The 15015-nt window shown below is 70.5% G+C and carries 10 protein-coding genes; 7 read left to right on the forward strand and 3 right to left on the reverse strand.

The window, feature by feature from the left end; genetic code table 11:
* Positions 1-7: 7 nt before the first annotated feature.
* From nuoL to OG514_RS16335, 5 genes are all read left to right on the forward strand, one after another.
* On the forward strand, positions 8-1900 hold the full coding sequence (gene nuoL / locus OG514_RS16315; protein WP_266895235.1) for an NADH-quinone oxidoreductase subunit L: 1893 nt from the start codon (positions 8-10) through the stop codon (positions 1898-1900).
* A gap of 5 nt (positions 1901-1905) precedes the next feature.
* Complete coding sequence (locus OG514_RS16320; protein WP_266895237.1) at positions 1906-3477, forward strand: NADH-quinone oxidoreductase subunit M; 1572 nt, start codon at positions 1906-1908, stop codon at positions 3475-3477.
* Positions 3474-5135, forward strand: a complete 1662-nt coding sequence (nuoN, locus tag OG514_RS16325; protein ID WP_266895239.1) for an NADH-quinone oxidoreductase subunit NuoN — start codon at positions 3474-3476, stop codon at positions 5133-5135. The genes OG514_RS16320 and nuoN overlap by 4 nt, the downstream gene beginning before the upstream one ends.
* A gap of 155 nt (positions 5136-5290) precedes the next feature.
* Positions 5291-6268 (forward strand): helix-turn-helix domain-containing protein, encoded by a 978-nt coding sequence (locus OG514_RS16330; protein WP_266895241.1) that lies wholly within the window; start codon positions 5291-5293, stop codon positions 6266-6268.
* A 46-nt stretch (positions 6269-6314) separates the two neighbouring features.
* Entirely contained in the window at positions 6315-7145 is an 831-nt protein-coding gene (locus tag OG514_RS16335; RefSeq protein WP_266895243.1) for a carbohydrate-binding protein, read from the forward strand.
* On the opposite strand, the gene fahA is transcribed toward OG514_RS16335, so the two are convergent.
* On the reverse strand, positions 7146-8372 hold the full coding sequence (fahA, locus tag OG514_RS16340) for a fumarylacetoacetase (protein ID WP_266895245.1): 1227 nt from the start codon (positions 8370-8372) through the stop codon (positions 7146-7148).
* 291 nt (positions 8373-8663) lie between these two features.
* Here fahA and OG514_RS16345 point away from each other — a divergent pair, with 291 nt between their 5' ends.
* Complete coding sequence (locus OG514_RS16345) at positions 8664-10016, forward strand: hypothetical protein (protein WP_266895247.1); 1353 nt, start codon at positions 8664-8666, stop codon at positions 10014-10016.
* Positions 10017-10055: 39 nt separating this feature from the next.
* Here OG514_RS16345 and OG514_RS16350 read toward each other — a convergent pair whose 3' ends face one another.
* Both OG514_RS16350 and OG514_RS16355 read right to left on the reverse strand, forming a co-directional pair.
* Complete coding sequence (locus OG514_RS16350) at positions 10056-12053, reverse strand: CocE/NonD family hydrolase (protein WP_266895249.1); 1998 nt, start codon at positions 12051-12053, stop codon at positions 10056-10058.
* 39 nt (positions 12054-12092) lie between these two features.
* On the reverse strand, positions 12093-13598 hold the full coding sequence (locus tag OG514_RS16355) for a peptide MFS transporter (RefSeq protein ID WP_266895251.1): 1506 nt from the start codon (positions 13596-13598) through the stop codon (positions 12093-12095).
* A 209-nt stretch (positions 13599-13807) separates the two neighbouring features.
* Here OG514_RS16355 and OG514_RS16360 point away from each other — a divergent pair, with 209 nt between their 5' ends.
* Positions 13808-14818 carry a polyprenyl synthetase family protein gene (locus tag OG514_RS16360; RefSeq protein WP_266895253.1) on the forward strand — a complete coding sequence of 337 codons (1011 nt, stop codon included), beginning with the start codon at positions 13808-13810 and terminating at the stop codon, positions 14816-14818.
* Positions 14819-15015 lie beyond the last annotated feature (197 nt).

Raw genomic sequence — 15015 nt, forward strand, 5'->3', positions numbered from 1 at the left:
GCTGACCGTGGAAAATCTCATTGCGCTGCTCATCGGGGCACCCCTGCTCGGCGCGGCCGTCCTGCTGTGCGGCGGACGGCGCCTCGACAAGGTCGGACACTGGATCGGCACGCTCCTCGCGGCCGCCTCCTTCGCCATCGGCCTGGCGCTCTTCGCCGACATGCTCGGCAAGAGCGCCGACGACCGGGCCCTGCACCAGCGGCTCTACACCTGGATCCCCGTCGAGGGCTTCCAGGCGGACATGGCCTTCCAGCTCGACCAGCTGTCGATGACCTTCGTCCTGCTGATCAGCGGGGTCGGCACGCTCATCCACGTCTACTCCATCGGATACATGGAGCACGACGAGCGCCGCCGCCGCTTCTTCGGCTACCTCAACCTGTTCGTCGCGGCGATGCTCCTGCTCGTCCTCGCCGACAACTACCTGCTCCTGTACTTCGGCTGGGAGGGCGTCGGCCTCGCCTCGTACCTCCTGATCGGCTTCTGGCAGCACAAGCCCACCGCGGCCACCGCCGCGAAGAAGGCCTTCCTGGTCAACCGGGTCGGCGACATGGGCCTCTCCATCGCCATCATGATCATGTTCACCACCTTCGGCACCTTCGCCTTCGGGCCGGTGCTCGGGGCGACCGGCGAGACCAGCGAGGGCAAGCTGACCGCGATCGGTCTGATGCTGCTCCTCGCCGCCTGCGGCAAGTCGGCCCAGGTGCCGCTGCAGTCCTGGCTCGGGGACGCGATGGAGGGCCCGACCCCGGTCTCGGCCCTCATCCACGCGGCCACGATGGTGACCGCCGGTGTCTATCTGATCGTCCGCTCCGCCGACATCTTCAACGCCGCCCCGGACGCCCAGCTCGTCGTCACCGTGGTCGGCGCCGTCACGCTCCTCTTCGGTGCGATCGTCGGTTGCGCGAAGGACGACATCAAGAAGGCCCTCGCCGGCTCGACGATGTCGCAGATCGGCTACATGATCCTGGCCGCCGGCCTCGGCCCCATCGGCTACGTCTTCGCGATCATGCACCTGGTGACCCACGGCTTCTTCAAGGCCGGGCTCTTCCTCGGCGCCGGTTCGGTCATGCACGGCATGAACGACGAGGTCGACATGCGGAAGTACGGCGGCCTGCGAAAGTACATGCCGGTCACCTTCGTCACCTTCGGCCTCGGCTACCTCGCGATCATCGGCTTCCCCGGCCTGTCCGGCTTCTTCTCCAAGGACAAGATCATCGAGGCGGCCTTCGCCAAGGGCGGCACCGAGGGCTGGATCCTCGGCTCGGTCACCCTGCTCGGCGCGGCCATCACCGCGTACTACATGACCCGCGTGATGCTGATGACCTTCTTCGGCGAGAAGCGCTGGCAGCCCGACGCGGACGGCAATCCGCCGCACCCGCACGAGTCGCCCAAGTCCATGGTCATCCCCATGGTCCTGCTCGCCGTCGGCTCGGTCGCCGCAGGTGCCTTCTTCGAGTTCGCCGGCTTCGTCGAGTGGCTGGAGCCGGTCACCGGCTTCGCCCACGGCCACTCGCCGCTCAGCGCCGCCACCGTCACCACCGCCACCGTCGCCGTCATGGTGATCGGCGTCGGCCTCGCGTACGTCCAGTACGGGCGCAAGCCCGTCCCGGTCGTCGCCCCGCGCGGCTCGCTCCTCACCCGGGCCGCCCGCCGCGACCTCCTCCAGGACGACTTCAACCACGCCGTCTTCGTCCGCGGCGGCACCCACCTGACCCGCTCGCTCGTCTACGTCGACCACTCCCTGGTCGACGGCGTGGTCAACGGCACCGCGGCATCCGTCGGCGGACTCTCCGGTCGGCTGCGCAAGCTCCAGAACGGCTACGTCCGCTCGTACGCGGTCTCCATGTTCGGAGGTACGGCGGTGCTGATCGCCGCGACCCTGCTGATGAGGGCGGTGTAACTTCCATGTCCTTCCCGCTCCTTACGGTGACGGCAGCGGTTCCGGCGGTCGGTGCGATCCTCACCGCCGCCGTCCCCGCCGCCCGCCGCACCGCCGCCAAATGGCTGGCGCTGCTGGTCTCGCTCGCCACGCTCGTGCTCGCCGCCGTCGTCTGGGCACAGTTCGAGCCCGGCGGCGACCGGTACCAGCTGACCGAGTCCCACTCCTGGATCAAGGACTTCGGCGTCCGCTACGAGCTCGGGGTCGACGGCATCGGGGTGGCGCTCATCGCGCTCACCGCCCTGCTGATCCCGTTCATCGTGCTCGCCGGCTGGCACGACGCCGACCCGCTGGAGACCTCCTCCAAGCGGTGGCGCCCGACCCAGGGCTTCTTCGCCCTGATCCTCATGGTCGAGGCGATGGTGATCCTCTCCTTCGAGGCCACCGACGTCTTCCTCTTCTACATCCTGTTCGAAGCCATGCTCATCCCGATGTACTTCCTCATCGGCGGCTTCGGCGACCGCGCCCACGCGGGCTCCGACGAGAACGCGGCGGCCCAGCGTTCGTACGCGGCCGTCAAGTTCCTCCTCTACAACCTGGTCGGCGGCCTCATCATGCTGGCCGCCGTCATCGGGCTCTACGTGGTCGCGGGGAACTTCTCGCTCACCGAGATCGCCGAGGCGCGCGCCAACGGCTCGCTGGAGATGGCGACCAGCACCGAGCGGTGGCTGTTCCTCGGCTTCTTCTTCGCCTTCGCGGTGAAGGCACCGCTCTGGCCGCTGCACACCTGGCTGCCGAACGCGATGGGAGAGGCGACCGCCCCGGTCGCCGTCCTCATCACCGCCGTCGTCGACAAGGTCGGCACCTTCGCGATGCTCCGCTTCTGCCTCGGACTCTTCCCCGAGGCCAGCAAGTGGGCCACCCCGGCGATCGTCGTCCTCGCCCTCATCAGCATCGTCTACGGGGCGCTGCTCGCCGTCGGCCAGCGGGACATCAAGCGCCTGGTCGCCTACGCGTCGATCTCGCACTTCGGCTTCATCATCCTGGGCATCTTCGCGATGACCACCCAGGGCCAGTCCGGTGCCACGCTCTACATGGTCAACCACGGCATCTCGACGGCCGCCCTGATGCTCGTCGCCGGCTTCCTGATCTCCCGGCGCGGCTCGCGGCTCATCGCCGACTACGGCGGTGTGCAGAAGGTCGCCCCGGTGCTCGCCGGCACCTTCCTCATCGGCGGTCTGGCGACCCTGTCGCTGCCCGGACTCGCGCCGTTCGTCAGCGAGTTCCTGGTCCTGGTCGGCACGTACGCCCGCTACCCGGTGGCCGGCGTCATCGCCACCACCGGCATCGTCCTCGCCGCGCTCTACACCCTCGTCCTGTACCAGCGGACGATGACCGGGCCGGTGAAGGAGGAGGTACGGGAGCTGCCCGACCTGCGGGTGCGTGAACTCGCGGTGGTCGTCCCGCTGATCGCCGTCCTGATCTTCCTCGGGGTCTTCCCGAAGCCGCTGACGGACGTGGTCAACCCGGCCGTGCAGCACACCATGTCCGACGTCCAGCAGAAGGACCCCCAGCCAGAAGTGGAGGCGGCCAAGTGAGTGCATCCGCCGTCGCATCCTCTGTCCACAGCCTGTGGACGACTGCTGCCGAGCCGCTGGACAAGATCCCGGCACCCCACATCGAGTACGTCCAGCTCTCGCCCGTACTCATCGTGCTCGGCGCCGCGATCATCAGCGTCCTCGTCGAGGCCTTCGTGCCCCGCAAGGGCCGCTACCACAGCCAGCTCTTCCTCAGCGTCGTGGCACTCGTTGCCGCCTTCGCCGCCATCGTCGGCCTCGCGGCCGGCGGGTACGGCTCCACCAAGGCCCACATCGCGGCCATGGGCGCCATCGCCGTCGACGGACCCGCCCTCTTCCTCCAGGGCACCATTCTCCTCGCCTCCGTCGTCGCGATCTTCACCTTCGCCGAGCGCAGGCTCGACCCGGCCGACCACGGCCACAAGGTCGACTCCTTCGCCGCCGAGGCCGCCGCCGTCCCCGGCAGCGACCACGAGAAGGCCGCGATCAAGGCCGGGTTCACCACCACCGAGGTCTTCCCGCTCGCCCTCTTCGCCATCGCCGGCATGCTCGTCTTCCCGGCCGCCAACGACCTCCTGACGCTCTTCGTCGCCCTGGAGGTCTTCTCCCTCCCGCTGTACCTGCTCTGCGCCGTCGCCCGCCGCAAGCGGCTGATGTCGCAGGAGGCGGCCGTCAAGTACTTCCTGCTCGGCGCCTTCTCCTCGGCCTTCCTGCTCTTCGGGATCGCCCTGCTCTACGGCTACGCGGGCTCCGTCTCGTACGCCACCATCGCCCAGGTCGTCGACGGCTCGATCGGCTCCGTGAACCCGGCGCTCGCCGACACCATGGGCAACGACGCACTGCTCCTCATCGGCTTCGCGATGGTCCTCGCCGGGCTCCTCTTCAAGGTCGGCGCCGTGCCGTTCCACATGTGGACCCCGGACGTCTACCAGGGCGCCCCGACCCCGGTCACCGGCTTCATGGCCGCCGCGACCAAGGTCGCCGCGTTCGGCGCGATGCTCCGCCTGCTGTACGTGGTGCTGCCGGGCCTCACCTGGGACTGGCGGCCGGTCATGTGGGGCGTCGCCATCGTCACCATGCTGGGCGGTGCGATCGTCGCCATCACCCAGACCGACATCAAGCGGCTCCTGGCGTACTCGTCGATCGCGCACGCGGGCTTCCTGCTCGCGGGTGTCATCGCGGCCACGCCGAGCGGGATCTCGTCCGTCCTCTTCTACCTGGGTGCCTACTCCTTCGTGACGATCGGCGCCTTCGCCGTCGTCACCCTGGTCAGGGACGCGGGCGGCGAGGCCACTCACCTCTCCAAGTGGGCCGGGCTCGGACGCCGTTCGCCGCTCGTCGCGGCGGTCTTCGCGGTCTTCCTGCTCGCCTTCGCCGGCATCCCGCTGACCTCCGGGTTCTCGGGCAAGTTCGCGGTCTTCAAGGCGGCGGCGGAGGGCGGCGCGGGCGCGCTCGTCGTGGTCGGTGTGATCTCCTCGGCGATCGCCGCGTTCTTCTACATCCGGGTGATCGTGCTCATGTTCTTCAGCGAGCCGAAGGCGGACGGCCCCACGGTCGCCGTGCCCTCGGCCCTGACGACGGTCACGATCACGGCGGGTGTGGCGGTCACGCTGGTCCTCGGCCTGGCGCCGCAGTACTTCCTGGACCTGGCGAACCAGGCGAGCGTGTTCGTCCGGTAGCTCCGGCCGTACGCGAGAAGGGCCCGGCTCGGGGGCGAGCCGGGCCCTTCGGCGTACGCGGGGGTGACCCGTCGGAGGTGTCCGTGCCATCGTGTGAGCCACCCCAATGGTCTGTACCAGTCGCCCGTACCAGTCGAGGAGAGGGGAGCCGCGCCATGAGCGGCACGACCGCCTTACCAGGGACCCCGTGCACCGCCCCCAGAGCCGGCGACCCGCCCATGCACCGCCTGCAGGTCCGGCTCCCCGACCAGGTTCCCTTCGCCGCCGGGACTTTCGACACCATCGGCCCCATGTCCCGCGCGGCCTTCCCGCACCGGCACACCTTCTACGAGATCGTCCACGTCACCGCCGGCACCGGCACCCATGTCGTGGACCTCGCCCGCTGGGCACTCCACCCGCCCCACCTGGGCCTGATCCTCCCCGGACAGCTGCACCACTGGGAGGACGCCGACGGCCTCGACGGCAGCGTCGTCCTCTTCACCGAGGACTTCCTCCTCGACCACCCCGGCGACCGGGACCTCCTGCGCCGCCTCGGCGAACACCCCTGGCTCACCCTCGACGGGCCCACGCACGCGCGTACCGGCCGCCTGATGGCCGAACTCATCGAGGAGTACGGGCACGGCGCCGACGGCTTCGCGACCGTCCTGCGCTCCCTGCTGCACGTCCTCCTGATCCGTACGGCCCGGCTCGGCGGCCCCGGCACCCACGCGCCACCGCCCGGCAGGCCCGCCGCCGTCGCCGAGGAGTTCGCCGGGCTGCTCGCCCGTACCGGAGCGGAGGGCCGGACCGTACGGGAGTGCGCCGAGCTGATCGGAGTCACCCCGGGCTATCTCGCCGAGGCCGTCAGGGCCGCCACCGGCAGAACCCCCGGCGCCCTGCTGCGCGAGGCCCGCGCCCGGGAGGCCCAACGCCTGCTGCTGGGCACGGGGCTGTCGATCCGTCAGGTGGCGGCCCGTGTCGGATTCGACGACCCCGCGTACTTCTGCCGCTTCTTCCGCCGCGAGACGGGCCGGAGCCCCGGAGACTTCCGGAAGCACCACGGAGAACATCACGACAAGCGCCACAGTGAAGACCACGACAAACACCACGACCGCCGCGATGAGTCCATCGAAGGCGGCGCCCGGTCCGCCTAGGTTCAATGCCGATCCCCCCAGCCCCCCACACGAGGAGCAGGCAGGCATGGAGAACGAGACCACGACCGGACACATCACCCGCAAGGCGGTACTGCGGGCCGCGCTCGCGGCCGGGATGGCGGCGCCCGCGGTCCTCATGGGCGTACCGGCACTGGCCCGTACCCTCACCGCCGGCGAGGCGGCACCCGCGCTCACGCCGGAGTGCGACGACGGCGACGACCCCACCCCGCAGCAGACCGAAGGCCCCTATTTCAAGCCCAACTCACCGCTGAGGGCAAGCCTGTTGGAGGTCGGCACGGTAGGCGTCCGGCTGACCGTCAGCGGTTATGTCTTCGGGCTCGCCTGCCGGCCCATAGCGGGCGTCCTGCTCGACTTCTGGCAGGCCGACACCAACGGCGCCTACGACAACACCGGCTTCCGGTTCCGCGGGCACCAATTCACCGACACGCAGGGCGCGTTCAAGCTCAGCACGATCGTCCCCGGCCTCTACCCGGGCCGCACCCGGCACATCCATGTCAAGGTGCAGGCCCCCGGGCGCCCGGTGCTCACCACCCAGTTGTACTTCCCGGGCGAGCCCCGCAACAACACCGACAGCATCTTCGACTCCCGGCTCCTCATGAGCGTGCGGGACGCGGGCGCCGCCAAGGAGGCGGCCTTCGACTTCGTCCTGAACGTGCCGCAGGACCCCGGTCCGAGCCCCACCCCGACGGCCACCGCGACCACCGCGCCGCCCGGCGGCGGCTGGGCCGCCGGAACCGCCTACCGGGCGGGGGACAGGGTCACGTACGGCGGCCCGGCCTATGTGTGCCTGCAGGCACACACGGGCCAGACCGGCTGGGAGCCGCCGAACGTCCCCGCGCTCTGGCGGCTCCTGTAGTCACGCGGAAGGAGCGATCCGGCCCCGGACCTCGCCCAGCGCCACCCGAGTGCCGTCCGGGCCCGGAGCCCAGGCCGTCATGACGACCTCGTCGCCGTCCTCCAGGAACGTCCGCTTACCACCGGCGAGTTCGATCGCGTCGCGGCCGTTCCAGGTGAGCTCCAGGAGCGAGCCGCGCTGGTTCACCTCGGGCCCGGAGACCGTCCCGGAGCCGTACAGGTCACCCGTGCGCAGCGAGGCGCCGTTCACCGTCATGTGGGCGAGCTGCTGGGCGGCCGTCCAGTACATGGTGGAGAACGGCGGCTCGGCCACGACCTCGCCGTTGATCTCCACCGAGATCCGGACGTCGAAGCCCCCCGGCTCCTCCTCGGCCGCGTCGTCCAGGTACGGGAGCAGCGGGAAGTCCCGTGCGGGCGGGGCGGTCCGGGCGGCGTCCAGCGCCTCCAGGGGCGTCACCCACGCCGACACCGAGGTCTGGAACGACTTGCCGAGGAACGGGCCCAGCGGCACGTACTCCCAGGCCTGCACGTCCCGCGCCGACCAGTCGTTGAGCAGCGTCAGACCGAAGACGTGCTCCCGGAAGTCGTTGAGCGCGACCGGCTTCCCCAGCTCCGAGGGGGTGCCGACCAGGAAGCCGACCTCCGCCTCGATGTCCAGCTTGACGGAGGGACCGAAGACCGGGGCCGGGTCCGTCGGGGCCTTGCGCTGTCCCGAAGGGCGTACGACATCGGTGCCGGAGACCACGACCGTGCCCGCGCGGCCGTGGTAACCGATCGGCAGGTGCTTCCAGTTGGGGGTGAGCGCGTCGCCGTCGGGGCGGAAGATCCGGCCCACGTTCGTCGCGTGGTGCTCGCTCGCGTAGAAGTCGACGTAGTCCGCGACCTCGTACGGCAGGTGCAGCGTCACCTCGTCCAGCGGGTGCAGCAGCGGCTCGATGTCCGCCCGGTGCGCGGGCACCGTCACCCAGGCGGTGAGCGCCCGACGGACGTCACGCCAGGCGGTCCGTCCGGCCGCGAGCAGCGGGTTGAGGCTCGACCGGTCCAGAAGTGCCGCGTACGGGGAGCCGAGCGCGTGCGCCGCGGCACCCGCGTCCAGCACGTGCCCGCCGATCCGGACGCCGAGGCGGCGCCGGTCGGGCTCGTCGGCGGTCGAGAAGACGCCGTACGGGAGGTTGTGCGGGCCGAAGGGATCGCCCTCGGCCAGGTCGAGCGGGCTGTGCTCGGACATCGGTGCTTGCCTCGCTTTCCACGGGTGTGGGGGACACGTTACGGGGCGGGTCGCCGGGCGCGGATGACATGGATCACACAGAAAGTGCGGCCTCCGTGGGCAACTGTCGGGCTTTGCCTGCTTTACGTGGCCGAAGGGCGCCGGGCCCCGCTCCGAGCTGCGAAAACAGCTCTCCCGAACGGCCGTTCCTGGCCATACGATCACGGTGGTATCGCGCCGCGTGAGGTTGCCGCAGGCGCGCGCCCCGCATTTCTTTCTTCCTTACCCTGACCAGGAAAAGGGTCCCGCACTGTGAAGATTCGTCGCATTCTCGCGACCGCCGTGGCCGCCGCTGTGACCACCCCGGTCGTGTTCCTCTCGGCCGCGCCCGCCTTCGCCGACACGAAGCCGACGCCCGCGTCGACGCAAAAGACCACGCCGGGTGACGAGGACGAAGACCCCGACTTCGCCGAGTACGAGAAGCTTCTCGCCGCCGTCACGAAGGCGGAGGAGAAGGTGAAGGCGCTCAAGGCCGAGCGCGATGCGCTGGTCGACGACATCCTGGCGCACAACGTCTCTCCCGCCGTGAAGGCCGAGTACGACGCCGCGAAGAAGGCCGTCGAGGACGCCGAGGCCGCCAAGACCACCGCCGACACCGCGCTCGCCGCCGCCAAGGACGCCCTGGCGAAGCTGGAGGCCGACCCGGCCGCCACCCCCGAGCAGAAGACCGCCGCGACCGAGGCCGTCACGGCGGCGGAGTCGAAGGTCGCCGAGGCCGTCACGGCCAAGGTCGCCGCCGACGCCCGCCTGGCGAAGGCCGACACCGCTCGTGACGACGAGCTGGTCGACATGACCCGGAAGACCGAGCTCCTCAAGGGCCAGATCAAGGTGGCCGAGCAGGAGCTCGCCGCCGCCGAGAAGGCCTTGGAGGAGTTCGAGGAGGGCGGCTTCGGCGAGTGCGACGAGGAGGACACCCTCAAGTCCCTCAGGGTCGCGCTGAGCGGCCCGAAGACGGTCACCGCCGGCCAGAGCGCCTCCTTCTCGCTGCGCGTGAGCAACACCTCCGATCGGACCCTGGAGGAGGTCAACGCCTCCGTCAACGCCATGCGTCTCCCCGAGCCCGGCGAGGTCATCGACGACGAGACGGACTTCGCCAAGAGGGTCATCCCCGTCGAGTGGTCCTCCGCCGACAACCTGGAGTGGACCTCTCTCACCGACGTGCTCGACTCCATCGAGGTCGGCAAGCTCGTCAAGGGCGGCCACTACGACGTGAAGCTCCGCCTCACGGTCGCCGCCGACGCCCCCGCGGGCAAGGGTGCGGCCTTCAGCTTCGGCTCGTACGAGAAGTTCGACGGTGACTGCGGCGGCAGCGAGCAGTTCGCGCAGACCGAGTTCGACATCCTCGCGGCCAAGACCGACAAGCCGAAGCCGACCCCGTCGGAGACCACCGCGACGCCCACCCCGGCGCCGACCGTCACCTCCGGTGGCAACGACAACACCACCCAGCAGGGCGGTTCCTCGAACACCCCGGTGAAGGGCAACCTGGCCGCCACCGGTGCGAACGAGAACCTCACCCAGCTCGGCCTCGCGGCCGCCGCGACCGTCGCCCTCGGCGCCGGCGCGCTGGTGATCGCCCGCCGCCGCAAGGCCGGCACGAACGCGTAACCGGTCGCAGCCTTCCCCGATCCCCCGTACGGCGTGCCCTCAGCCCGCCGTACGGGGGATCGTCTTCTCCCACGTCCGGTGGAAGACGACCTCCCCGCCCTCCTTGCACACCACCTCGTTCGTCGTGAAGAACGCGTCCGCGTCGCAGGTGATCTCCGAGCGGGTGTCGACCGTGACGTCCCAGGCCATCTCCGGGCGGTGCAGCCTGATCGCCCACTCCGAGCTCGTCCGGGCGGACAGGGGACCGCTCTCGTCGATCGTGTACGTCTCCACCGCGTCCTCGGTGAACTCCAGGCCGTCCGGGTACACGCGCGTACCCCCGTACTTCGGGTCGACCTCCAGCCGCCACTCGCCCTTCGCCACGTCCCTGACCACCACCCGTTCCGGGCGGGGCTCCTCCAGGGTGCGCGGGTAGGCCACGCCGAGCGGCTCCGACTGCTCCGGCTCCTCCCACTCGACGGCGTCCTGGGTGGGGCGGCGTACCGGCAGGGTGAGGGAGGAGCCCGCCGGGTCGAGGGTGAAGCCCGCCGCGTCCGGCTGCGGCCAGATCCACGGCCAGTACGCGGAGGAGACACTGAGGCGCACCCGGTGGCCGGGCGCGAAGGCGTGGCCGATGCCGTTCAGTTCGAAGACGAAGCTCTCCCACTCGCCGACCTGGGCCTCGACGGCCCGGTCGCGGCCGTAGCGGGCGGAGAAGTTCAGCACGCCGCGGGTGACGAGGGTGGAGGAGCCGTCGGGTGCGATGTCGCAGAGCCGGGCGATGACCTGACCGGTCGGGGCGTCCGTGCGCAGGGCGAGGCTCACCGACGGGCGGCCGAGGATCTCGACGGGGCCGCCGTCCTCCGGGACCGGGAAGTCGAAGCAGGCCGAGTGGGCGTCCTCGTCGCGCTGGTCGGGCGGCAGGTCGGCGTCGTTCCCGAAGGGGAAGAAGCGGCCCGCGTCGAGCCCGGTCTGCTGCGGCGAGTCGACCACGACCGGCACGCCCTGGAAGGCGTACGTGACGGGGGCGACGTTCGGGGAGGGCCAGGCGGGGTCGGTGACCCAGCGGCCCGGCAGCTCCTCGTACACCGTGGCCGGCAGATGCGAGTCGCTGATCCAGGAGCGCAGCATCGGCTCGGCCATCACGTCGTTGTCGACGTCCTTGAGGTGGTGGTCCCACCAGCGCAGGGTCTCCTGGAGGAAGCCGATGGCCGGGCCGGGGGGCAGCCCGCGGTCCGGGTACTGGTGCGACCAGGGGCCGATGATGCCGCGCACCCGGTCCTGGGGGAGGTGCTGGGCGAGCCGCAGGACGGTGTCGCGGTACGGGTCGTGCCAGCCGCCGACAGCGAGGACGGCGGCCCGGATCGCGCCGTAGTCCTCGCAGACGCTGCCGTGTCGCCAGTACGCGTCGCGGGTCTGGTGGGAGAGCCAGGTGTGCAGCAACGGCTCCACGGCCTCCAGTCGCTTCAGCCACAGCGCACGCCACTCCTCGCCCACGTACCGCGGGTCGGGCGGGCGGCAGACGAAGGCGAGCATGGTGGCGGCCCAGGCGTGCATGTCGACGGCGAGGACCGAGCCGCCCATGTAGTGGACGTCGTTGTCGTAGCGGTCGTCGGTGGAGCAGACGGTGACGATCGCCTTGAGCGGCTCGGGGGCGAGGGCGGCGATCTGGAGCGAGTTGAAGCCGCCCCAGGAGATGCCGAACATGCCGACCTTGCCGGTGCACCAGGGCTGCTCGGCGAGCCAGTTCACGACGGCCACGCCGTCGGCGAGCTCGACCGGGTCGTACTCGTCGCCGGGGAGGCCCTCGCTGTTGCCGTGGCCGCGGACGTCGACGCGTACGGAGGCGTAGCCGTGGCCCGCGTACCAGGGGTGGCGCTGCCAGTCGCGGGGCGCCGTCCAGTCGGTGAGGCGATACGGCAGGTACTCCAGGAGCGCCGGTACGGGCTCGTCGGTGAGCGGCCGCCACACGCGCGCGTACAGCTCGGTTCCGTCCGGCAGCGGGATGCGGATGTCCTCGTGACCGGTCTCGTACGGGAAGTCGGTACGGATCTTCATCGCGGATACCTCGGATACGTCGGGTGCCTCGCGGCTGCCTCAGTGGACGGGGTGCATGGTGCGGCGCAGCCAGGGCGCCAGGGCGATCACGACGAGGCCGACGGCGACGGCCACGGCGCCGTTCACGCCGAAGTAGACGGGCTTGGAGACATCGTCGTAGAGCTTCACGGTCTGCGCCTGGATGCCGTTGGCGAGCGCCAGGGACAGGAACCAGAGCGACATGGTCTGGCTGGAGAAGGCCTTCGGGGCGAGCTTGCTGGTGGCGGACATCCCGGAGGTCTCCAGGAGCACGTCGCCGAGGCCGAGCAGCAGGTACGAGCCGACGATCCACCAGGCGGCCATCTGGTACGTGTCGTCGGCGTGCCCGGAGGTCGGCAGGACCATCAGCAGGAACGACAGACCGCCGAGGATCACCCCGAAGGCGATCTTGTGGGAGACGTGCGGCTGTCTGGGTCCCATCCGGGCCCAGACGGCGGCCACGACGGGCGCCAGGGCCACCTCGAAGGCGCCGAGGGCGGAGGCGTACCAGCTCGCGGGGAAGTCGAAGCCGAGGATGGTCGTACGGGCGTTGGTGGACGCCAGCAGGATCATCGTCGAGTACGCCTGGAAGAGGATGAAGTTGAAGACGACCGAGGCCAGGAACAGCACGACGTACGGCTTGAGGCGGCCGCGCTCCTCGGCCGTGACCCGGGGGCTGGTGAACATCACCCAGAAGTAGACGACCGGCGCGATCACCGAGATCACGGTCAGCACGTCCACGAACCGGTCCATGGTCAGCCAGCCGGCGAGCGCGAGGCCCGTGGCGACGACGGCCACGACGACCGCGCCGCCGATCATCAGCCGGACCGCCTGCCGCATGGCCTCGGGGGCGAGCGCGAACTCGGCGGAGTGCTTGCGTCCGGCCAGGTGACGGCGGCCCGCGACGTACTGGATCAGGCCGAGCGTCATGCCGAGCGCGGCGGCCGAGAAGCCCCAGTGGTAGCCCTTGTGGTCGGCGAGCCAGCCGGTGATCAGCGGGCCGGCGAAGGCGCCGATGTTGATCGCCATGTAGTAGAGCGCGAAACCGGCGTCCCGGCGGTCGTCGTCCGTGCGGTACAGCTTGCCGACCATGGTCGCCACGTTCGGCTTGAGCAGTCCGGTGCCCGCGCTGATGAGGCCGAGGCCGACCCAGGTCATGGCGGCCGTCGGCACGGCCATCGCGTAGTGCCCGCAGGCGATCAGGATGCCGCCCCAGAGGACCGCGCGGTACGAGCCGAGGATGCGGTCGGCGAGCCAGCCGCCGGCCACCGAGACCAGGTAGACGAGGGTGCCGTAGGCGGCGGAGACCGAGGCGGCGGTGCCCGGCGCCATGCCGAGTCCGCCGTCGGAGACGGCCGCGGCGAAGTAGAGGACGAGGATCGCCTGCATGCCGAGGAACGAGAACCGCTCCCAGACCTCCAGGCCGGAGAGTGTCAGCAGACCCCGTGGATGCCCGAGGAAGGCGCGGTCGTCCTCGGGGGGAGGCTGCTCGCCGTTCGTATCGGTGTCGATCGTTGTTCGGGACAAAAGGCCCACTCCTGGTCGTATCAGCTGATCCCGAACATACCGGGGGTGACGGGAAGGCGCCCACGGTGATCGAAAGGTGACCGGATACGCTGGCTTGAGTGAATCGAGCGACACATCGACAATCCATGTGATCGTCAGCGTGAACCTCAGTAAACGTGTGAACGATTCGTGGGAACGTCAGCAGGCGTCAGCAGACAGGAGACCCCCTCGTGACCGTCGTCGGGCCGTTCGGTCTTAGCGTGCGGGACCAGGCTCTTGAGGCCGATGTCCAGACCGGGTTGGCGGCAGTGGAGGCGGGCCTCCTGGACGCCACCAAGAGCGATGTCCCCTTCATCACCGAGGCCGCTCAGCACCTCGTCCTGGCCGGCGGCAAGCGGTTCCGCCCCCTGCTCGTGATGCTCGCCGCCCAGTTCGGGGACCCCTACGCGCCCGGCGTCGTGCCCTCCGCCGTCGTCGTCGAGCTCACCCACCTGGCCACGCTGTACCACGACGACGTCATGGACGAGGCCGACGTCCGGCGCGGTGTCGACAGCGCCAACACCCGCTGGGGCAACTCGATCGCCGTCCTCACGGGTGACTTCCTCTTCGCCCGCGCCTCGCACACCCTCGCGGACCTCGGTCCCGAGGCCGTACGCATCCAGTCCGAAGCGTTCGAACGCCTCGTCACCGGCCAGATCCTGGAGACCGCCGGTCCCAGCGACGGCCGCGACCCCGTCGACCACTACCTCGACGTCCTCGGCGGCAAGACCGGCTCGCTCGTCGCCGTCTCCTGCCGCTTCGGCTCCATGATGTCCGGCGCCGACGAGAGCATCGTCGACACCCTCACCCAGTACGGCGAGCGGCTCGGCGTCGCCTTCCAGCTCGCCGACGACGTCCTCGACATCGCCTCCGACTCCCACGAGTCCGGCAAGACCCCCGGCACCGACCTGCGCGAGGGCATCCCGACCCTCCCCGTCCTGCACCTGCGGGCCGCGGCCGCCGCCCACGGACGCCCCGAGGACCTGGAGCTCGTCGAGCTCGTCGACGGCGACCTGAGCGACGACACCCGGCACGCCGAGGTCCTGCGCCGACTGCGCGCCCACCCGGCCCTGGAGCAGGCCCGACGGGACACCGTGCGGTACGCCGAGGAAGCGCGGGCCATGCTGGCGCCGCTGCCGGACGGCTACGCGAAGGCGGCGCTGGCGGAGATGTGCGACGCGGTGGTCCACCGGGCGGGCTGACGCCCTCCCCGTCCGCCGCGGCAACGCCCGGGTCCCCCGTCCGCCGCGGCCCGCCCGGGTCCCCCGTACGGGCCCGCGGTCTCAGGGTCGGGTCATCCAGAAGCAGTACGTGAGGTTGATCCCCCGGGCTGACGCTTCCGCCCTTCCCCTTTGGTGAGATGGAGACATCGACCAAAGAGGGCCCGCGAAGGGCACGG

Source organism: Streptomyces sp. NBC_00572, assembly GCF_026341815.1.
Lineage (GTDB): Bacteria > Actinomycetota > Actinomycetes > Streptomycetales > Streptomycetaceae > Streptomyces.

What these genes read in the sequence shown, in the direction of transcription:
- OG514_RS16320 (WP_266895237.1), top strand. Translation starts at nt 1,906, where the DNA reads ATGTCCTTCCCGCTCCTTACGGTGACGGCAGCGGTTCCGGCGGTCGGT.
- OG514_RS16330 (WP_266895241.1), top strand. Translation starts at nt 5,291, where the DNA reads ATGAGCGGCACGACCGCCTTACCAGGGACCCCGTGCACCGCCCCCAGA.
- OG514_RS16335 (WP_266895243.1), top strand. Translation starts at nt 6,315, where the DNA reads ATGGAGAACGAGACCACGACCGGACACATCACCCGCAAGGCGGTACTG.
- fahA (WP_266895245.1), bottom strand. Translation starts at nt 8,372, where the DNA reads ATGTCCGAGCACAGCCCGCTCGACCTGGCCGAGGGCGATCCCTTCGGC.
- OG514_RS16350 (WP_266895249.1), bottom strand. Translation starts at nt 12,053, where the DNA reads ATGAAGATCCGTACCGACTTCCCGTACGAGACCGGTCACGAGGACATC.